At 45.8% G+C, this 18,900-nt stretch carries 18 protein-coding genes; 7 read left to right on the forward strand and 11 right to left on the reverse strand.

All coding sequences use genetic code 11. The annotated features are described in order from the left end of the window. Positions 1-178 precede the first annotated feature (178 nt). Genes HMPREF1139_RS07180 through HMPREF1139_RS07190 form a run of 3 tightly spaced genes read left to right on the forward strand, consistent with a single transcriptional unit; the run spans position 179 to position 5,258 of the window. Entirely contained in the window at positions 179-823 is a 645-nt protein-coding gene (locus tag HMPREF1139_RS07180; protein ID WP_009650709.1) for a MerR family transcriptional regulator, read from the forward strand. Next, positions 820-4,278: an acyl-[ACP]--phospholipid O-acyltransferase gene (locus HMPREF1139_RS07185; RefSeq protein WP_009650681.1), complete on the forward strand. Its 3,459-nt coding sequence runs from the start codon at positions 820-822 to the stop codon at positions 4,276-4,278. The genes HMPREF1139_RS07180 and HMPREF1139_RS07185 overlap by 4 nt, the downstream gene beginning before the upstream one ends. Continuing rightward, the gene (locus tag HMPREF1139_RS07190; protein ID WP_009650726.1) at positions 4,275-5,258 is read left to right on the forward strand and encodes an amidohydrolase family protein; all 984 of its coding nucleotides are present in this window, start codon (positions 4,275-4,277) and stop codon (positions 5,256-5,258) included. The genes HMPREF1139_RS07185 and HMPREF1139_RS07190 overlap by 4 nt, the downstream gene beginning before the upstream one ends. 54 nt (positions 5,259-5,312) lie before the next feature. Here HMPREF1139_RS07190 and gdhA read toward each other — a convergent pair whose 3' ends face one another. From gdhA to HMPREF1139_RS07225, 7 genes are all read right to left on the reverse strand, one after another. After that, positions 5,313-6,671 (reverse strand): NADP-specific glutamate dehydrogenase, encoded by a 1,359-nt coding sequence (gene gdhA / locus HMPREF1139_RS07195; protein ID WP_009650722.1) that lies wholly within the window; start codon positions 6,669-6,671, stop codon positions 5,313-5,315. 79 nt (positions 6,672-6,750) lie between these two features. Continuing rightward, complete coding sequence (locus HMPREF1139_RS07200) at positions 6,751-7,173, reverse strand: hypothetical protein (protein ID WP_009650724.1); 423 nt, start codon at positions 7,171-7,173, stop codon at positions 6,751-6,753. A 21-nt stretch (positions 7,174-7,194) separates the two neighbouring features. Next, entirely contained in the window at positions 7,195-8,094 is a 900-nt protein-coding gene (locus HMPREF1139_RS07205) for a DMT family transporter (RefSeq protein WP_009650703.1), read from the reverse strand. Further along, positions 8,078-8,587, reverse strand: coding sequence for a hypothetical protein (locus tag HMPREF1139_RS07210; RefSeq protein ID WP_009650655.1), 510 nt, complete (start codon positions 8,585-8,587; stop codon positions 8,078-8,080). The genes HMPREF1139_RS07205 and HMPREF1139_RS07210 overlap by 17 nt, the downstream gene beginning before the upstream one ends. Positions 8,588-8,631: 44 nt before the next feature. Next, positions 8,632-9,303: a DUF799 domain-containing protein gene (locus HMPREF1139_RS07215; RefSeq protein ID WP_009650699.1), complete on the reverse strand. Its 672-nt coding sequence runs from the start codon at positions 9,301-9,303 to the stop codon at positions 8,632-8,634. Continuing rightward, positions 9,293-9,700, reverse strand: a complete 408-nt coding sequence (locus HMPREF1139_RS07220; RefSeq protein WP_009650685.1) for a DUF4810 domain-containing protein — start codon at positions 9,698-9,700, stop codon at positions 9,293-9,295. The genes HMPREF1139_RS07215 and HMPREF1139_RS07220 overlap by 11 nt, the downstream gene beginning before the upstream one ends. Beyond that, positions 9,685-10,359, reverse strand: coding sequence for a CsgG/HfaB family protein (locus HMPREF1139_RS07225; protein WP_009650664.1), 675 nt, complete (start codon positions 10,357-10,359; stop codon positions 9,685-9,687). The genes HMPREF1139_RS07220 and HMPREF1139_RS07225 overlap by 16 nt, the downstream gene beginning before the upstream one ends. A gap of 436 nt (positions 10,360-10,795) precedes the next feature. On the opposite strand from HMPREF1139_RS07225, the gene HMPREF1139_RS07230 reads away from it, so the two are divergent. Further along, entirely contained in the window at positions 10,796-11,875 is a 1,080-nt protein-coding gene (locus tag HMPREF1139_RS07230) for a DegT/DnrJ/EryC1/StrS family aminotransferase (RefSeq protein ID WP_009650693.1), read from the forward strand. Further along, on the forward strand, positions 11,868-12,800 hold the full coding sequence (locus tag HMPREF1139_RS07235) for a Gfo/Idh/MocA family protein (RefSeq protein WP_009650707.1): 933 nt from the start codon (positions 11,868-11,870) through the stop codon (positions 12,798-12,800). Before HMPREF1139_RS07230 ends, HMPREF1139_RS07235 begins: the two co-directional genes overlap by 8 nt. 478 nt (positions 12,801-13,278) lie before the next feature. Here the strand turns inward: HMPREF1139_RS07235 and HMPREF1139_RS07240 are convergent, their stop codons facing one another. From HMPREF1139_RS07240 to HMPREF1139_RS07250, 3 genes are all read right to left on the reverse strand, one after another. Next, on the reverse strand, positions 13,279-13,851 hold the full coding sequence (locus HMPREF1139_RS07240) for an NAD-dependent epimerase/dehydratase family protein (protein WP_009650688.1): 573 nt from the start codon (positions 13,849-13,851) through the stop codon (positions 13,279-13,281). Continuing rightward, positions 13,848-14,165 (reverse strand): ArsR/SmtB family transcription factor, encoded by a 318-nt coding sequence (locus HMPREF1139_RS07245; protein WP_009650686.1) that lies wholly within the window; start codon positions 14,163-14,165, stop codon positions 13,848-13,850. Before HMPREF1139_RS07245 ends, HMPREF1139_RS07240 begins: the two co-directional genes overlap by 4 nt. 368 nt (positions 14,166-14,533) lie before the next feature. Then, positions 14,534-15,874 (reverse strand): MATE family efflux transporter, encoded by a 1,341-nt coding sequence (locus tag HMPREF1139_RS07250; RefSeq protein WP_009650706.1) that lies wholly within the window; start codon positions 15,872-15,874, stop codon positions 14,534-14,536. A gap of 438 nt (positions 15,875-16,312) precedes the next feature. On the opposite strand from HMPREF1139_RS07250, the gene HMPREF1139_RS07255 reads away from it, so the two are divergent. Both HMPREF1139_RS07255 and HMPREF1139_RS07260 read left to right on the forward strand, forming a co-directional pair. Further along, on the forward strand, positions 16,313-17,092 hold the full coding sequence (locus HMPREF1139_RS07255; RefSeq protein ID WP_009650752.1) for an acyl-CoA dehydratase activase: 780 nt from the start codon (positions 16,313-16,315) through the stop codon (positions 17,090-17,092). Beyond that, positions 17,079-18,236, forward strand: coding sequence for a double-cubane-cluster-containing anaerobic reductase (locus HMPREF1139_RS07260; RefSeq protein WP_009650723.1), 1,158 nt, complete (start codon positions 17,079-17,081; stop codon positions 18,234-18,236). Before HMPREF1139_RS07255 ends, HMPREF1139_RS07260 begins: the two co-directional genes overlap by 14 nt. Positions 18,237-18,329: 93 nt before the next feature. Here HMPREF1139_RS07260 and HMPREF1139_RS07265 read toward each other — a convergent pair. After that, positions 18,330-18,900: restriction endonuclease subunit S (locus HMPREF1139_RS07265; RefSeq protein ID WP_156795029.1), on the reverse strand; the 571-nt coding region annotated here is incomplete at its 5' end.

The raw sequence follows: 18,900 nt of genomic DNA on the forward strand, positions 1-18,900 counted from the left end.
GTATGATAAAAAGGTAAATTTAGAAATTTATCGTTTGTTCGCATATAAAATTTGGGCTATATTTTTACATGGCGTTTATATTTTTGATTATCTCACAAAGTGTAAAGTGTCACTTAACACTTTTTTAAGCTAAACCGGTGTAATATTTCACGAAATTTCAAAAAAAGGAGATCCGCAAATGCTAAAGATGAACGAGCTCATACAAAAAAGCGACACTCCCAAGTCCACGATCCTTTACTACGTGAAAGAGGGACTGCTGCCAGAGCCTGACAAACCAAAGCCAAACCTCTATCTATACGAGGAAAAATGCGTGCAGATCATCGAATTTATCAAATACCTTCAGATAAATTTCAACTCCTCGATCGCTCAGATAAAGGCGCTTTTTAGCCATCCAAGCTTTGATATGAATAACCCCTACGAGACGCTTTTTAAGACGCTCGAGCTCATAATGGGCGCAAATTTTACGAGAATTTATAGCATCGACGAGCTTGCCGGCGAGTTTAAGATCTCAAAAGATGAAATTTCAAAGCTGGTCGAAGATGGATTTTTGATGCCAAGAGACGGCGTATTCACAGGCAAAGAAAGAGAAATTTTATCTATCATCGTAAATTCTAGCAAGAGCGAACTTGGCATCATCAAAGCCTACGTAAATTTAGCGCAGCAGCTTTCAAAAGACGAAGTCGCGCTGACGATCGACTCGCTCAAAAACTCGACAAAAGGCACGAATGAGACGCTAAAGCATCTATTTGACATCTTACTCATCGTAAAGCCTTACATCCTAAACATGCATACATTAAATACTTATAAAAAGGAAACGAAATGAAAAATTTGCTGGCCATAAAGGGCTTTTTGCCGTATCTTGCCATCGCGTTCATAAACGCAAGCATCGATCTTGCGCACAAGATCACGATCCAAAACGTGCTTTTAAAAACCTACGAAGGCGACACGCTAGTCGTCCTGACCGCAGCGGTGAATGCAATGATCTTGCTGCCTTTCATACTGCTTTTCTCTCCCTCCGGCTTCATAAACGACAAATACTCAAAAACAAGGGTCATCAGAGTTGCCGCGTTAGCAGGCGTAGCGATAAGCGTGGCGATACTTTTTAGCTATTTGGCCGGGCTTTTTGAGGTCGCATTCTTGATGACGTTCATACTAGCGGTTCAAAGCGCGATATATTCGCCTGCAAAATACGGTATCGTAAAATCCCTCGTCGGTACCGAAAATTTAGGCATGGCAAACGGCATCATACAAGCGCTCACCATCGTTGCGATACTCTTTAGCTCGTTCGTGTTTTCATACGTTTTTGAAATTTCATACGCTCACTCGGACGATCCTTCGCAGATACTTTCAAGCATCTACATGATAGGAATTTTGCTAGTCGTCTTTAGTACGCTAGAGGCGTTTTTTGCCTACAAGCTGCCGTTTATAGAGGCTAACGAGGCTGAGTTCAAAGAGAAATTCGACGCTAAAAAATACTTCAAGCTCTCCTATCTGAAAGAAAATTTAAGCGCCATAAGGCAAAATCAAAACATCTGGCTTAGCATCATCGGGCTTAGCGTGTTTTGGGGCGTTTCACAGGTAGTGATCGCAGCCTTCCCGGCTCATTACAAGATGATATTTAACGACGACAACGCCCTTGCGATACAAGCCATCTTGGCAGTGAGCGCCATAGGCATCATCGCGGGCTCATATACGGCCGGTGCGATGAGTAAATTTCACATCGAGCTTGGCATAGTGCCGGTGGGTGCTTTTGGCATATTTTTATCGCTGTTTTTCTTTGGCTCGAGCTCGAGCATACTATCAGTCACGCTTTGCTCGTTTGCGTTTGGCTTTTTCGGCGGAATTTTTATCGTGCCGCTTAACGCGACGATCCAATACTTCGCGCCGGATAAAACGATGGGCAAGATCATGGCGGGGAACAACTTCTTGCAAAACATCTCGATGATCCTTTTCTTGCTGATTAGTATCGCGCTGGTTTATCTTCAAATTTCAACTACCGGGCTTTTCATCTTTGCCGCATTCGTTTGCTTTATAGGTAGTCTTTATGCGATCTTGCAGCTTCCGCACCTTTTTACCAGACTTTTGCTGATGCCTATTTTAAAGACGAACTACCGCTTCCACGTGGAAGGGCTCAAAAATTTACCTCAAAGCGGCGGGGCGCTGCTACTTGGCAACCACATCAGCTGGATAGACTGGCTCGTGCTTCAAATAGCAAGCCCAAGAGGGATAAAATTCGTGATGTATCGAGGCATCTACAACAAATGGTATCTAAGCTGGATATTTAAATTTTTTAAAGTGATCCCGATAGGCGCTGGTGCTAGCAAAGAGTCCATCGAGCTGATAAGAGAGCATCTAAAAAACGGCGAAGTAGTCGCGCTATTCCCCGAAGGTCACATCAGCTACAACGGCCAGATCAATGAATTTCAAAAGGGCTTTGAGCTAGTCATAAGGGAGCTTGAGGAAATTTGCATCGTGCCGTTTTATCTAAGGGGGCTTTGGGGTTCGAGTTTTTCAAGAGCGAGTGAATTTTACAAAGAGCTTACTAGAAAAAGGGGCAAAAGAGAGATCATCGTAGCCTTTGGAAAGCCTATAAGACACTTCATCGACAATGTGCAGATGAAGCAAAAAGTAGTTGAGCTCAGCTTCTCGTCGTGGGAAAATTTCATACAAAATCAAAAGCCACTCACTCATCACTGGCTTGAAATGGCAAAATCAGACCTCTTTAAAGAGTGCGTAGTAGACAGTATCGGCGTAAATTTGAGCAATCTAAAATTCATAACCGCCGTTTTGGTTTTCGCTAAAATTTTAAAACGCGAGCTAGCAGGCAAGAAGCATGTGGGCGTCTTGCTGCCTAGCTCATCTGTGGGTGCGATCGTCAATATGGCGCTCTTTGTCATCGGCAAAGTCCCTATAAATCTCAACTACACGCTAAGCGAACAAGCCATAAGCGCAGCTCTAAGAAAGGCTGACATCAGCCAGGTCATCACGTCGGAGAAATTCGTAGAAAAGCTTGCGGCAAAGGGGTTTGACTTTAAAAGCTCGCTTGATGGCAAGGTGCGCTACGTGGAAAATTTAAGCAAGCAAATTTCAAAATCGGCGAAATTCGGCTCGCTCCTAACGGCACTTTTAGCTCCGGCTTGGCTCATCAAGGCGCTAAATTTCAAAAAGGTCAGCCTGCAAGATACGGCGACTATATTATTTAGTAGCGGTAGCGAAGGAGAGCCAAAAGGCATCGAGCTAAGCCACAAGAATTTACTGGCAAACATCAAGCAAATAAGCGAGCTTTTAAATTTCAGAAAAGATGACGTGATATTAAATTCTCTGCCGATATTTCACTCCTTTGGACTAACCGTGACCACGCTCATGCCACTTTGCGAGGGCGTAAAGATGGTAAGTGTGCCAGATCCCACAGACGGCGCGATGATAGGCAAGATGGCCGCACGCCACAACGTCAGCATACTCTTTGGCACTTCGACGTTCTTTAGGCTTTATGCTAAAAACAAAAAGCTGCTTCCTTTGATGTTTCAAAGCGTGAGAATGGTCGTAGCGGGAGCCGAGAAGCTCAAAAAAGAGATAAAAGATGAATTCAAACTAAAATTCGGGATCGAAATTTTCGAGGGATACGGCACCACGGAGACCGCACCAGTCGTTGCCGTGAATATGCCAAATATCCTTGAAAAAGAGAGCCTTAAGGAGCTAAGCTTCAATAAGCCCGGCTCCGTAGGCCTGCCACTTCCGGGCACTATCATAAAGATCGTCGATCCAAATACGCTTGAAGAGCTCAACGTCGGCGAGGACGGTCTCATCATCATAGGCGGCTCACAGGTGATGAAGGGCTATCTAAACGACGAAGAGAAAACTGACGAAGTCATCGCCGTGATAGATGGCATCAGATACTACAAAACAGGCGATAAGGGGCACGTCGATGAGAACGGCTTTGTCAGTATCGTCGATAGATATTCACGCTTTGCTAAGATCGGCGGAGAGATGATAAGTCTAGGAAGCGTCGAGGAGGAGATCGCTAAGGTGCTTGGTGGCGAGGCGGTCTTTACGGCGGTAAATGTCCCTGACGATAAAAAGGGCGAGGCCGTCGCGCTTTTAGTGAAGCAAAGTAGCGCACCGCAGGACATCGAGCAGGTATTAAAAAGCTCGAATCTACCTGCTATAATGTTTCCAAGCTATGTGTTTTTAGTCGATGACGTGCCGATGCTTGGAAGCGGCAAGGTCGATTTCAAAGGCGCAAAAAGCCTAGCGGTCTCACTTTTAGGCGAGCGATGAAAACTGTCGATATCCACACGCATCTGCTTAGTAGCGAAGTGAAATTCGATAGAATTTTCGACAAATTCGCCATAACGCTTTTTGCCAAGAAATTCGGCCTAAACGCAAAAGAGCTTTACGAAAATCCTTACGAGTCCTATAAAGCTGGGCTCGTAAGAAACGTCAGGAGCTCGAAATTTATGGACAAGATCGTGCTTTTTGGCGTAGATGCGAAGGTCAATGAAAAAGGCGAAATTTTGCACAAAGACAAAACAGTCTGCGCCTCAAACGACGATGTTTTAGAAATTTACGAGCAAAACAAAGACATCATCGTGCCGTTTTTCTCCATCAACCCTCTGCGCCCAAACGCGCTTGATCTCATCGATCATTACTACGAAAAAGGCTTTAAGGGGGCGAAATTTTTGCAAAATTACTGGGGCGTGGATACGAGAGAGGATAGATTCACGCCATATTTTGAAAAGCTAAAGAAGCTTGATCTGCCGCTTGTGGTGCATATCGGCAGCGAAAGCTCGGTAAATTCCGATAAAAGCTGCGAGCAGATAAGCATGCTCTATCATCCCCTAAAAATAGGCGTCAAAACGATCTGCGCGCACATGGCGCTTGGCTATGAGGGCAGGCATATCTTTAGATCGCTTTCCAAAAATCCTCGAAATTTCAACAAAGAATACTTCGCGCTTTTGGAGCTTTTAAAAACGCACGATAACCTCTACGCCGACGTTTCGGCGCTGTTAACGCCGATTCGCGCCAAGGTACTAAGGCATCTAAGCCAAGAGACGAGCGTGCATGAAAAGCTGCTTTACGGCTCGGATTTCCCGGTGCCATACTCCGCAATCTACAACAGCTACGATCTAAAATTTCGCCAAAGGCTAAAGCTTCATAAAGAGCAAAATCCCTTCGATAGATACGCGAAAGGGATCTTGTCGTATTTTAGCGAAGATAACGCGATATGGAGCAACTATAAAAAGATCATCGCGGAGTGAAATTTCATGCAAAATTTTAAAAGGCGCGCCAAGCATGAAGCGCGCCATCGTTTCCTAGACATATCCTTGATCTATCATCGCATCGGCGACCTTTCTAAAGCCCGCGATATTCGCGCCTAGCACCAGATTGCCCTCGTCGCCAAATTCCTTACTCGTCTCATAAGAAAGCTCGAAAATGTGCTTCATTATGCCCTGCAAGCGCCTATCGACCTCATCAAAGCTCCATGAGTCCATGCCGGCATTTTGCATCATCTCTAGCCCGCTAGTCGCGACGCCACCGGCGTTTGCAGCCTTTGCGGGAGCGAAATAAAAATCCTTTTTGCCAAGCATAAATTCCATCGCTTCAAGCGTGCTTGGCATGTTCGCACCCTCGCTCACGAAGCGACAGCCGTTTGCGTAAAGGGTCTTGATATCGGCCAAATTCAGCTCGTTTTGCGTCGCGCAAGGAAAAGCTCCGTCACAAGGCACGCTCCACACGCCGTTTCGTCCGGCAGGATACCGCTCGATCGGCGTATATTTAGCATGCGGTCTAAATTTGACGTATTCGCTTAGGCGCGCACGCTTGAGCTCTTTTAGCTCTTTTATGAGCGCTACGTCGATGCCCTCTTCGTCATAGATAAAGCCGCCGGAGTCCGATGCCGTGATAGGCAGCGCGCCTACTTGGTAAAGTTTTTCTATCGTGTATATCGCGACGTTGCCCGAGCCGCTGACGCAGCACTTCTTGCCCTCCAGCCCAAGGCCGGCTCTTTTTAGCATCTGCTCGGTAAAATACGTGAGTCCATATCCCGTAGCCTCCGTCCTGGCGAGGCTGCCGCCCCAGCCCAGTCCTTTGCCGGTCAAAATCCCGTCAAACCTGCCCGTTAGCTTTTTATACTGACCGAAAAGATAGCCTATCTCGCGTCCGCCCACGCCTATGTCGCCGGCCGGAACGTCGGTGGTGTTGCCGATATGACGGTATAGCTCATCCATGAACGAATGGCAAAATTTCATTATCTCGCGGTCGCTCTTGCCTTTTGGGTCAAAGTCCGCACCGCCTTTTGCGCCGCCTATGGCTACTCCGGTTAGCGAATTTTTAAAAATTTGCTCAAAGCCTAGGAATTTCAGCACGCCGGCATTGACGCTGGGATGAAACCGCAGGCCGCCCTTATACGGGCCGATAGCGGAGTTAAACTGTATCCGCCAGCCGTTATGCACGCAAACGTTTTTGTTATCGTCTATGTATGTCACTCTAAAATGCACCGCGCGCTCGGGGATGGTGATGCGCTCCAGGATCGCGTGTTTTTGGTATTTTTCTTCCCTGCTTAAAAGCGGAGCAAGGCTATGAAGCACCTCGGTCGCCGCCTGGATGAAGATATCCTGGCCCGGGTTAGACTTTTTCAAGCCTTCCAAAATTTTATTTACGTATTCGCTCATAAATGCTCCTTGAGGTGAATTTATAGTCAAATACTAGCACGGCTATAATATTTTTTTGCTTAAGGATAATTTAATATAATTATCTTAGCCTTTTGATGTTTCGTATCGAAACTTTTAAAATTTTAGAGGCTACGCTCTCGTGAAATTCCTCGTCGACGACCTCGTCTGCGACGCTTCTGGCCCAACTCTCGTCAAATTTAGCTCCGTTTAAATTCGCACTGCTAGAGTAAAGCCAGCCGTGCATATCTAAAAATTTCGCGTGCCGACAGTCCTTCACGACCCTGATCGCCTTTGAATTCGGATACAAAAACGTGGTTTTTCTCGACTTTCTGACGCGGTTTTTAAATTTTGACGGCACTCGCACGAGGGTTTGCAAGACGCTAAATTTAGAGGTCGTTATAAGGCAAGGTTTCTCAAGCGGGCGCTCTTTAACGCGGTTGATCTCACCAAAATCCCTACTCAAAAACCCTGCCGTCGTATCAGTTTGTGCTAGATAGATCATAAATTTCCTTTGATTTAGGCATCAAGAATTTTGCTTTTTAGCCAGTAAAAATATGCAGCAAATGATAAGCGCAAATCCTACGAAATCCAAAAATACAAACTGCGTATCCAGCCAAAAATACGCGAAAAACGCCGCACTCACGGGCTCTATACAAGCAATTAGACTTGCTTTGCTAGCTCCGATAGTTTTAACACCGATCATATAAAAACTAAACGCAAATATCGTGCCTAGCGTGATGACCGCCCAAAATGCCAGCCATTGTTGCGCTGTGGCCGCTACTTCAAGCCGCCAAACTCGCATAAAAACGCACAAAACCACGCCCGCGATCACCATACCCCAGCCAAGCACGAGCACGACCGGATATTTTGCGTTTAGCTTTGCGGGAGCGAGGTTATATACGCAAACGCAAACCGTACTCACCAAGCACCAAAACAAGGCCCTAGCCGAGATCACTAAAGAGCCTAGATCTCCGTGAGTGGCTAAGATGACGACCCCTAGCATGGCTAAGATGAGTGCGACTAGCTCGTTTATCTTCGGCGCTCTTTTTTGCCTTATACAAACGACTGCTAGGATGAGAGCGGGGGCGGTGTATTGTATGACCGTAGCTACCGCGGCGTTTGAGAGCTCGATCGAGTAAAAGTAGCTATACTGCGTCATCATGAGCCCAAGCAAGGCGTAGATGAAAAGCTGAGGCAAAAGGCGCAGATCTTTTAGCGGTGCGAGCGCATTTTCCCAGCTTTTAAGCAGATAAAACGCGACTAAAATCGCACCTGATATCAGCAGTCTATAAGGCACGAGCCAGTCGGCGCTGATGCCTTGAGAGAAAAGATACTGCCCGCAAACTCCGCTAAAACCCCATAAAATGCCACCTGCAAGAGTTATTATGGTACCAAAGAGATCAGTTTTATACGAAATTTTCATCGAAGCAAAACATACTTTTGTTCGCAAAAACGCAAACAAGGAATACCCCAAAAAACAGCGGCCAAAGCAAAACTAAAATTTCAAATACGACCCCGACCTCGCTATTTATCGAGATATTCATACCAGAAACGATAAAAATGCAGACAAGAAACACAAAAAATGCAAAAACGATGAAATTTTCAAGCGCAAAAACAGCCAAAGAAAGGCGCGGCTTTTGCACGAAAAGCCTACTGTATCGCTTTATTTTATGCTTTTTTACGGACTTTGACGCAAATACGCCGCTAATGACAAAAGCTGCGATCATAAAGATACAAGAGATAAAAGAAGGCGCGTTTAAGTCCTCTAAAAAGAAAAATACGAACGAACCGAGCATAAACGAGCAAAGCAAAAACACGGTGCCCACACGCCTTATCAGGCGATGAAGATCGTAGCGCCTCTTTAAATTCGCGTCTATGGTGTCAAATTTCGCCTTCAATGCGTCGAATTCGCTCAAATTTCGCCCTTAAATTTTAAATTTGAAGCGGACTGGCCGCTTCGTTATTTAGCAAGCTGAGGGTCTTGCCCGTATTTAGGCGAATACGGCCCGTAAAGTATGCACTCGTTGCAGCCCGTAGCGAACAAATAAGCGTCCGCACTGACGGATAGGTCGTAGGACTTGTCAGCGACCGTGTTTGCGATCTGATTTAGGGCGGCAGTTATCAGCATGCCGAGCAGTCCGCCGCCGTTGCCGCTGTTTTGATCGTCGCTAGCGCTGGCCGAACCCTCCCAGAGCTTCGTGCCGGTCCTTGCATCGATCAAAGAGGCGCTTACCGATACGACGGTGCTGCTTGAAACGACCGCGTAGTTCGTGCCGTATCTTGTCACGTGCATGTAAAGCACGGCATCAGCGTCAAAGATCTGCCTGATCTTAGCCAGTGAAATTTTAGCGATCTCGTCGGCCTCATATATGCCGTTTCGCTTGAAAGTGTCATTTACAAGAGCCGGTGAAAATACATAATACCCGGCCTCTGCCAGCGGCCTGACTGCATTTGCCAGCACCGCAGGCGAGGCGTTTATCTCTGTCGTCTCATTAGTTGGCATCAGCACCAAGATAGACTTTGGCTTGCTTTGCAAAAGTGCTGAATAATCGTAAATTTTAGGCTCGGCGCAAGCTGAAAAAAACATCGCGACAAAGGCTGCTAAAAATATATTTCTAACGTTATTTTTCATTTTTATCGCCTTTTTTAGCTGCTTTTTTGGCACCGTGCATACGTAAAAACGTTATATACTCTTTTGACTCCGGGAAATTTTCTATCTCTTTGTCGAAATTTATATTCGCCTTCACGTTATCGCCGTTATTTGCGTATAAAAGCCCAAGATGCGCGTAAAGTCCGGGAGGCACTTTTTGAGCGTTTTCGTAGGCTTTTTGGATGGAATTTTCAAGCGCGCCTATTTGCTCGTTCACATCGCCCGTCTCGCTCATGTATTCGTAAAGCGAGCTTGAGTAAGAGCCGTCCCAATAATAAAGCGGCTTTGGCCTTTCAGAGCCGCAGCCTGCTAAAAAAACGCCAAGAGCGAGCGCGAAAAGCGTTTTAAAATTTAAAATTTCAGCTATTTTGCCTGCCATGCGCCGCTTTCAAGTCCGTTTACGAGGTTATTCACGGCTTCTCTTATAGCCAGGCCAAGCACCTTGCCATTTAGCGTCGAGTCGTAGCCCGCAGTGCCGCCAAAGCCGATGATCTCTCTGTTTGAGAGCTCGTATTCGCCTGCTCCTTGCACCGAAAATACAACCTCGGAGTCATCGACTGAGACTACGTTTAAATTTACCTTCGCGTAGGCGGTTTGAGTCTTGCCCTTGCCAAGGATGCCAAAGAGCTGATGATCGCCCGTCGTTTTTCTACCAAATTCTGTCACATCGCCCGTGATGACGTATTTTGCGCCTTTTAAATTTTGCGCTTTTTTATTGATCGTGCTTTCTTCTTTGATGGCTTTCATATTCGTGCGATCAAGCACCGAAAAGCGCCCGCTTTGCTGCAAGTCAGTCATCAAGATGCTTTGAGCTTGGTTGCCCAGACGATCCTCGCCGTCTGAAAATATGCCGTTTTGATAGGAGGACTGGTTGTTGAAGCGTCCGATCGAGACCGCGACTTTCGTGCCGTTATACGGCGTGCCAAAAGAGGCTACTTTCGGGGCTTCGATAGTCCTAGAGGACTCCGTCGCGCAGCCAGCCAGCAATGCTATAAAGCAGCCTGCAAGAGCCAGTTTTAATCCATTTTTTAAAATCATGTTCCGTCCTTTTAGTTGAAATTTATCAATGATATTAACAATTTAAGCTAAAAATTTTATAAATTTCCCGTTATCACCCTCGTCGTCATAAATTTAGGCTCTTTTATGACAAAATATTAGTTTTTTTTAAAATTTAAGCGAAGTCAAATCTTATGAAACGACGCTATCGCCGCCGATTTTTTGCTTCGCGCTTCGCGTTCGCAACGAGACTTCGCTACGAGGTAGGGAAGTCGCAAGACTGACCGCAAAAATCGTGCTATATGTTCGGCGCCTTGTGGAGTAAATAAGATTTGCGAAGCGTTCGTTTAAGGATATCAACACCTTATAAAAAAGAGCCTAAATTTATTATACGGCAGTAAATTTTCAATTGACATCGTAGCCAAATTTCAAGCAAATCGTAGTATAATCCAAAATTCATAAAACAAGGGGGGCAAAGATGAATTTCATAAATTTAAAAGCGCAGTATGAAGCGTATAAAGGCGAGATCGACGCGCAGATCCACGAGGTGCTCGATAGCGGCGTCTATATCGGTGGCAAGGTCGGCGAGCTGGAAGAAAATCTGGCTAAATTTACGGGCGCGAAGCACGCGATCGCTTGCAGCAGTGGCACGGACGCGCTATTGCTCGCATTTATGGCACTTGATATAAAGCCGGGCGATGAGGTCATTACGACGCCATTTACTTTTATCGCGACAGCCGAGATGATCGCCTTTATCGGCGCAAAGCCCGTATTTGTTGACATCGACGAGAGGACTTACAATATCGACACAAATTTAATCGAAGCGGCGATCACGCCGCGCACGAAGGCGGTCGTGCCGGTATCACTTTTTGGTCAGGCGGCGGATATGACGGCGATAAATAAGATCGCAACAAAGCACGGTATTACCGTCATCGAGGACGCGGCGCAAAGCTTTGGCGCGCAGCAAAACGGGCGCATGTCTTGCAATCTTTCCGAAATCGCCACGACCTCGTTTTTCCCGGCAAAGCCGCTTGGCTGCTACGGCGACGGGGGCGCGATATTTACGAGCGACGACGCACTGGCTGAGAAGATGCGAGTGCTGCTAAACCACGGTCAGACGCGCCGCTACATCCACACGCATATCGGTATAAACGGCAGGCTCGATGCGATCCAGGCCGCGGTGCTGAATGTAAAGCTAAAATATCTGGCAGCCGAGATAGAAAAACGCCAAGAGATCGCCAAAATTTACAACGAAAATTTACGCGGCGTCGTTACACCATTCGTCGCACAAGGCAACATCTCGGCGTGGGCGCAATACTGCATCCGCGTCAAAGACAGGCAAAAAATGCTTGAAGCATGCGCGCGTGAGGGCATGCCGACAGGGGTTTATTACCCTGTGCCGCTACATTTGCAAGAGGTATTCACGCCGCTTGGCTACGAGCGTGGCGACTTTGCCGTGAGCGAGCGTGTGAGCGAAGATATAATGGCTCTGCCGATGTCGGCGTTTTTGAGCGAACAGGAGCAAAAAAGGGTCATCGAGGTCGTGAATAATGCTTAAATTTGCTATCGTAGGGCTTGGCGTGATGGGTAAAAATCACTTCCGCGCACTGCAAAATGTCTTTGGCGTAAGGCTTGCCGCCGTGTGCGACCCATGTATATCGGACGCCGATGTGACGGTGCTTTGTGAGCCGTTTAAAGAGCAAAATTTAGCTCCTAAATTTTACCGCGACCTAGACGAAATGCTCGCAAGCGAGCCACTTGATGCCACAATCATCGCCACGCCAACATCGCTACACAAGGACGCCGCGCTAAAATGCATGCAAAAGGGTGTAAATTTGCTGGTAGAAAAGCCGGTCGCCTCAAACGCGGCTGACGCTCAAATTTTACTTGACGAGGCGCAAAAGCTAAATTTAAAGGTAGCAATCGGGCATATCGAGCGGTTTAACCCCGCTGTCGTCGCGCTAAAAAACGAACTTGCAAATGAGGAAATTTTTAGTATCCAAATCACGAGAAATGCGCCGTTTCCGCAGCGTATCGCAGATGTGGGCATACTCACCGACCTAGCCGTGCATGACATCGATCTCATAAGATACCTGAGCCAAAAAGAGATAAAAGATATGAGCGTGATGAGCTCAAAAAAGCTGCGTGCTAAATTTGAAGATAATGCAAATTTATCATTTTTGCTGGAGGGCGAAATTTTAGCTTCCATAAACACGAGCTGGCTTGCGCCAAAAAGAGAACGCAAGATCGAAGTAGCATGCAAGACAGCGTATTTTGAGGCGGATATGTTAGCTCAAACGCTCGTTAAATTCACTGAATTTGACGCGAACTCTTACCGCGTGCAAAACTGCTTTGTAAAGCGCGCCGATGCGCTAACGAGCGAGCTTGAAAGCTTTGTTCATCTACTAAATGGCGGCGAGCAAGAAAGTGCGACGATAAAAGACAGCTTAAAAACGCTAGAAATCATCGAACGGGCTAGTTAAATTTCCCGTTTAAGGTCACTGCAAATATGATTCCATAAATTTAAACGTTTGAGCGTAGTGAAATTTATGATGTGGCGCTATCGCCACCGATTTTTACTTCACGATACGCGTTTGCAATGCTCTGCTTGTAGGGAAAACGTACTCAGCGCCCCCATAGTGGAGTGTTGCGTCTTAAAAATGAAAAACGCGAACAAGTGTTTTGAGTAGCAACGCGAGACAGAAAAATCAGTAACAGGGATCGTAGGAGATTTCCTTGAAACCCTACTCGCTCCAAAGAGAGGGCTGACGCGAATAGCGTTTCAAAGAAATCTTTTTGCTTCGCTTGCTCGTAGCCCAAAGGGACACTTCGGTAACTCCCTATTCAAACGCTGCTCGAGAATTCCTTGAGAGCATATGTAAAAAATCAGCGACGATAAGCTTGCTAGCAGAGTTTTTACAGGGATACCATACCCCTGCTCTTGAAAGCTAAAACAAAGCCTTAAATTTTAGTCAGTTTATCGACCAGCTCTTTTGACACATCATCAACAAGTACGGGCTTAAATTTGCTTGAAAACAGCCCCAAAAATTTAAGCAACGGCACGAGCTTGCTCATAGCGTCATTTCTGCCGTTGCCATAAGCCAGCGTAGGCGAGACGACAGCGGTTGGGATGCCACTATCGCTTAGCATTTTGGCCAGTCGCACCTTGCCCTCGGTAAAGCTCTTTGGTCCTAATGCCCCGCCAATAAAGCCCATTGCACGCACTTTTTTAGCCCTTGCCATTTCTAGCATTGCCTTGGCTGGTAGGTCGTTTGCGCGGATAAATTCTGCCGCATCCTTCGCTGGATGCCCGACAAAGTCAATAATGCAATCAACCATCTCAGGAAGCACCGCCAAAACGGCGTTTGCGTCCGTCACATCAACGGCTATATTTGTTATTCGTTCATTTTCTAGCTTATTTTTGCCCGAGCGAGACAGCACGTAAAATTTCGCCTCTAAGTCGCGTTGTAGCCATAGACTTGTGACGTTTCGTCCGATGTAGCCGTTGCCGCCTAGCATTACGATATTTTTCATTTACTTTCCCTGTTTTTGATGTCATTTTCAAGCGAATTGGTTAAATTTTTTAGCCGTTGTAGCGTCGCCTCGGCTTTTAGGCGGTAGTATCGCTCCTTGCCCTCTTGTGCGACCTCGACAAGCTCAGCGTATAGCATCAGCTTTAAGTGATGCGAGACGGCTGGGCGAGAGAGGTGGATCATATCGGTTAGTTCACCCACGTTTAAGCGGTCGTTTGCAAAGAGCAAAATAGCGATATTTTGGCGGTTTTCATCGCCTAGCATCTCAAATATCGGCAGACAATCACGCAGATAGTTCATAGTTTGTTGGCTCATACGTTCTCCTGTTTAAAAATTTCGACGGATTATACAATTAAATTTTTAAACTTGTCAATATGAGAAGTGAAATTTATCCTGAATTTTAACAAAGTGTTGGTTTGAGGCTTTTTGGGGAAATAAATGGCTCTGTTGCAATATTTCATTGATTTTCAGATTTCAAAGCAGGGGAATGGCATCCCTGTAAAAACCTTGTGAAGCGATGCTGTCGCCACCGTTTTTTTTGCTTCGACTTCATCTCACAGCTTTTCAAGACGCTTCACGATACGCGTTTGCAACTGCAAGCAAAAGTGAAGCGAGCGTTAATTAGAACCAAATTTTAAAATCAAAACTTCGTTATAAAGCCACTCTTAATCTAAATTTTGCCCCTAGATCGCTCGAAATTCCATCCATTTGCCGTTAAGATACCTATAAACGAATATCGCCGCTTTCACGATCCAATCAACAAACATCGCAAACCACGTACCCATCATACCAAGCCCAAGCGTGAGGCTAAGGACATAAGCTAGCGCCACGCGGCAAACAAACATCGAGACGATGCTGACTATCATCGGATATTTCGCGTCTCCTGCAGCACGAAAGACAACTGGTAGCGTGTAGGCCAATGGCCAAAATACGATCGTCATCGCGCCGTGCCACCAGATTATCTGTGCGGTGAGTGCGCGAGCCTCGTTAGAAAGCGCGTATAAATTCAATATAGGCTCAAGCAGCAATATAACGACGACACAGCTTACAAACTGTGCCACATAGACTATCGCGGTTATGCGCTTGGTGTAAAATTTCGCCTGTTCGTAGTCGCTCGCACCCACGCAGCGCGAGATGACGACCGTCAGGCCCATGCCGATCGCCATACCGGGTAGCACCTGAAACATCGCGATCGTCCCGCCAACGGCATTTGCTGCGATAGCTGCCGTGCCAAACATAGTAACTAGGCTCAAAACGATGATGCGACCCACGTAAAACATCCCGTTTTCAAAGCCATAAGGCATGCCGATACTCAAGATCCTTTTTATCATCGCAAGGTCAAATTTATGCCTTAGCGTCTTTCTTATATGAAGCTTCAGCTTGATGTCTAAAAGCAAGTAAATAACGATGAAGCAAGCCAGACCCCTAGTTATCAAAGCGGCCGCGCCGATGCCAAAGACGCCGAATTTAAAAGCATAGATAAAAATGGCTGTTAAAATGACGTTGGTTATATTCATAACAAGCATGATATACATCGGCAGCTTGGAGTTCCCCATCGTCCTAAATATCGCCGCACCGCAAGCATAAAGCGCCAAAAAAGGTAGCGAAGGAAGCACTAATAAAAAATAATGGCTGGAATTTTGCCTGACCGTCTCAGTGATGTCGCCAAAAACGTAATCAAGCATCAAATCTTTCACAAGATAAAGCAAGATCATCACCGCTACGGAAAATACGAGGCTAAACCAGACGAGCTGATCCGTGACGTTTCTGGCGTTTCCTATCTGCTTATCGCCAAGATACTGCCCGGCGATGACCGCACCACCGGTAGCAAGAGCCGAGAACACGCTGATAAACAGCGCCATCACAAACTCGACCAGCGATACCGCCGAGACTGCGCTTTCGCTCACGTGAGCGGCCATTATGGAGCCAGCCAGCCCCACGGTGTATTCTAAAAACTGCTCGATCACGATAGGCAAAAACAGCTTTGCAAGGTCGATACTGGAAAATAGTCTTTGAGACGGCAAGCTCACTCCTAAATTTAAATTAGTTCTATTTTAAAAAGTATTGGATTTGAAATTTTAAACATTCTAGCGTAGTCAAATCTTATGCAGCGACACTATTTTGCTTCGCAACTGCAAGCAGACGCCGCCGATTTTGAGGGAAGCAGTAGCTGACCGCTGTCTGCTCGCAGTTGCAAGACGAAGTCGAAGCAAAAAATCGTGCTACATGTTCGGCACCTTGTGGAGCGAGTAAGATTTGTGAAGCGCTAGAGTTTGATATCAACGCTTTTTAAATAAAGTCTTTGAATTATATCCATTTTTAAAATTTCAAGGTAGAACGATCCTGCAAAATCCTTGCCCGATCCTACAAATTTAGGAGCGAAATTTTATTGACAAAGCGTCCTAAAAAATGTAAAATTCCCGCAGTTCTAAGTTTAGAAACACCCTTACAACGGATCAAAAATGCACTCAGTCGGCATCGACATAGGCTCTACCTCCGCAAAAGTCGCGGTATTTGACACGAACGAGAGCCGATTTTTAGAATTTTTCATCATGCCAACGGGCTGGAGTACGGCACAAACGGCTAAAGATATATTTGAAAAGATCAAGAGCCTAAATTTAAAAGAGACGTTTTTCGTAGCCACCGGATACGGTCGCGTGAGCGTGCCATACGCCAATAAAACGATCACCGAGATCACCTGTCACGCCCTGGGCGCACACCATCTTTTTGGCAAAGACTGCACCGTTATCGACATCGGCGGACAAGACACGAAGGCCATAAAGCTCGAATACGGCGCTGTCAGCGACTTTACGATGAACGATAAATGCTCGGCCGGAACGGGCAAATTCCTCGAAGTGATGTCAAACCGCCTGGGAGTTAGCTTTGAAGAGCTGACGGCTCTGGCGCGAAATTTCGACCAAGAGGTCGCGATAAGCTCGATGTGCACGGTCTTTGCAGAGTCCGAGATAATAAGCCTCATCGCGCAAAACATCTCACGAGAAAACATCGCAAACGCCGTCATAAACTCGGCTGTAAATAAAATCTCGAATTTAGTCAAAAAACAAAGCAATACGCTTTATTTTCTAAGCGGTGGCTTTAGTAAGAACTCTTACGTCAAAGAGTGCTTGCAAAAAGCCTTACAAAGCGAGGTCGCGACGCATGAAAATGCGATATATTGCGGAAGCATAGGCGCTGCACTCATCGGCGCAAAAGATCAAAGGAGAGAAAATGGCACTAAATGAAAATATGCGTATGAGCGAAATTTTCGCTACTTACGATACGGCAAAGCAAAATTTAGCCAAATCGGTCGAAGAGGTCAAAAACAGTGGTAAGCATATAGCCGCGATATTTTGCACCTACACGCCGCGCGAGGTCATACACGCAGCCGGCGCATACAGTGTGAGCGTCTGCGCCACAGGAGATGCGGCGGTCACGGAGGGCGAAAAATATCTGCCTAAAAATCTCTGCCCGCTGATAAAGGCAAGCTATGGGCTAGCAAGAGCCGGTAAATGCCCGTTTGTGAGGAATTCCGACTTAGTAATCGGCGAAACTACCTGTGACGGCAAGAAAAAGATGTATGAGCTGATGGGCGAATTTAAGGACATCCACGTGATGCACCTACCTCACGTCAAAAACGAAAAGAGCCTAGAGCTTTGGCGTGAAGAGGTCGCGAAGCTAAAAAGCAGGCTGGAGGAGAAATTTGGCACTACGGTAAATGACGACGAGCTACGAGAGGCGATCAAAATTTTCAACAAAGAACGCGAGCTGATGGATAAATTTCAAAGCTTTTCAAAGCTTGTCCCACCGCCTCTTAACGGCAAAGAGCTACATCAAATTTTATATGGCAACGGCTTTATCTTTGACAAAGAAGAGCAGCTAAAAGACCTTGAGATCATCATAAAAAGGCTCGAAGAGATGGTCAAAAACGGCGAAAGCGCGGTGCATAAAAGCGCCAAACGCATCATCATCACGGGCTGTCCGAGCGGTGGCATGTTTGATAAGATCGTGCCGCCTATCGAGGAGGCCGGCGGCGTGGTCGTGGCCTTTGAAAACTGCACAGGAAGTAAAAATTTCTCCAACCTGATAAACGAAGAAGACGAGCCTTTGATGGCGATCGCAAAGCGCTATATGAACATACCTTGCTCCATAATGTCACCAAACAAGGACCGCGAGCGCGTGATACAAGAGATGATAAAGGAATATAAGGCGGACGGCGTCATAGACGTGGTTTTACAAGCCTGTCACACCTATAATATCGAAACGATAAATATGAAGCGCGCTTGCAACGAGATCGGTACACCATACATGGCGCTAGAGACCGACTACTCGCCAAGCGACGCCGGACAGATCAGAACGCGCTTGGAGGCGTTTATAGAGATGCTGTAAAAACCTAGAATTTATATATCTCAAGTATCTTTAATTAATACTTGAGATTTAACCTAAACTACAAATTCTACTATTTATTAAATTTGATAATTTTCATAAATATTTATTTAGAATTTTACTATAAGCGTTTTGTGCTTGTTCTAGCTTGGTTTCTCGTACTTTGATCTGTGCTTCTAAAATTTCAAATTCAGCTATGATTTGAGATTGAATTTCAAGTGGTGGAGTACAAATCTCTAAATTTTTATAAAAATCAATAGGAACGCGCCTATGTCCACTAGCTCCTGTCATACGCTTGGCAGCTTGTTCTCTAATATCTCGCCTATTTAAAAATCCAAATAGAAATTTTGGTAAAATTTTATTTTTGTTGCATCTTAGCACATGAAATTCGCTACTTCCAAGTCCTATATCGGTTGATAAATTTTCTGCAAAAGCACATTTGCCATTCTCCATACAAGGTGTTATCTTTGCTAATACAATGTCATTTTTCTCAAAATAAGTATAACTACCACTTCGCAGCTGACCTAATGGCTTAATTTGCTGTTTTTGTATATATCCATCTTCGCTAAGACTTTGCATATCCACAAATGACACCAAAGTTTCATCACCAAGTTCCCTAATAAAAGCTTTTGAAGGATTAAAGATAATATCAAGATTTTTGAGTAAA

The organism is Campylobacter sp. FOBRC14, assembly GCF_000287855.1.
Classification (GTDB): Bacteria; Campylobacterota; Campylobacteria; order Campylobacterales; family Campylobacteraceae; genus Campylobacter_A; species Campylobacter_A curvus.

What these genes read in the sequence shown, in the direction of transcription:
- HMPREF1139_RS07180 (WP_009650709.1), top strand. Translation starts at nt 179, where the DNA reads ATGCTAAAGATGAACGAGCTCATACAAAAAAGCGACACTCCCAAGTCC.
- HMPREF1139_RS07185 (WP_009650681.1), top strand. Translation starts at nt 820, where the DNA reads ATGAAAAATTTGCTGGCCATAAAGGGCTTTTTGCCGTATCTTGCCATC.
- HMPREF1139_RS07190 (WP_009650726.1), top strand. Translation starts at nt 4,275, where the DNA reads ATGAAAACTGTCGATATCCACACGCATCTGCTTAGTAGCGAAGTGAAA.
- gdhA (WP_009650722.1), bottom strand. Translation starts at nt 6,671, where the DNA reads ATGAGCGAATACGTAAATAAAATTTTGGAAGGCTTGAAAAAGTCTAAC.
- HMPREF1139_RS07200 (WP_009650724.1), bottom strand. Translation starts at nt 7,173, where the DNA reads ATGATCTATCTAGCACAAACTGATACGACGGCAGGGTTTTTGAGTAGG.
- HMPREF1139_RS07205 (WP_009650703.1), bottom strand. Translation starts at nt 8,094, where the DNA reads ATGAAAATTTCGTATAAAACTGATCTCTTTGGTACCATAATAACTCTT.
- HMPREF1139_RS07215 (WP_009650699.1), bottom strand. Translation starts at nt 9,303, where the DNA reads ATGAAAAATAACGTTAGAAATATATTTTTAGCAGCCTTTGTCGCGATG.
- HMPREF1139_RS07220 (WP_009650685.1), bottom strand. Translation starts at nt 9,700, where the DNA reads ATGGCAGGCAAAATAGCTGAAATTTTAAATTTTAAAACGCTTTTCGCG.
- HMPREF1139_RS07225 (WP_009650664.1), bottom strand. Translation starts at nt 10,359, where the DNA reads ATGATTTTAAAAAATGGATTAAAACTGGCTCTTGCAGGCTGCTTTATA.
- HMPREF1139_RS07230 (WP_009650693.1), top strand. Translation starts at nt 10,796, where the DNA reads ATGAATTTCATAAATTTAAAAGCGCAGTATGAAGCGTATAAAGGCGAG.
- HMPREF1139_RS07235 (WP_009650707.1), top strand. Translation starts at nt 11,868, where the DNA reads ATGCTTAAATTTGCTATCGTAGGGCTTGGCGTGATGGGTAAAAATCAC.
- HMPREF1139_RS07240 (WP_009650688.1), bottom strand. Translation starts at nt 13,851, where the DNA reads ATGAAAAATATCGTAATGCTAGGCGGCAACGGCTACATCGGACGAAAC.
- HMPREF1139_RS07245 (WP_009650686.1), bottom strand. Translation starts at nt 14,165, where the DNA reads ATGAGCCAACAAACTATGAACTATCTGCGTGATTGTCTGCCGATATTT.
- HMPREF1139_RS07255 (WP_009650752.1), top strand. Translation starts at nt 16,313, where the DNA reads ATGCACTCAGTCGGCATCGACATAGGCTCTACCTCCGCAAAAGTCGCG.
- HMPREF1139_RS07260 (WP_009650723.1), top strand. Translation starts at nt 17,079, where the DNA reads ATGGCACTAAATGAAAATATGCGTATGAGCGAAATTTTCGCTACTTAC.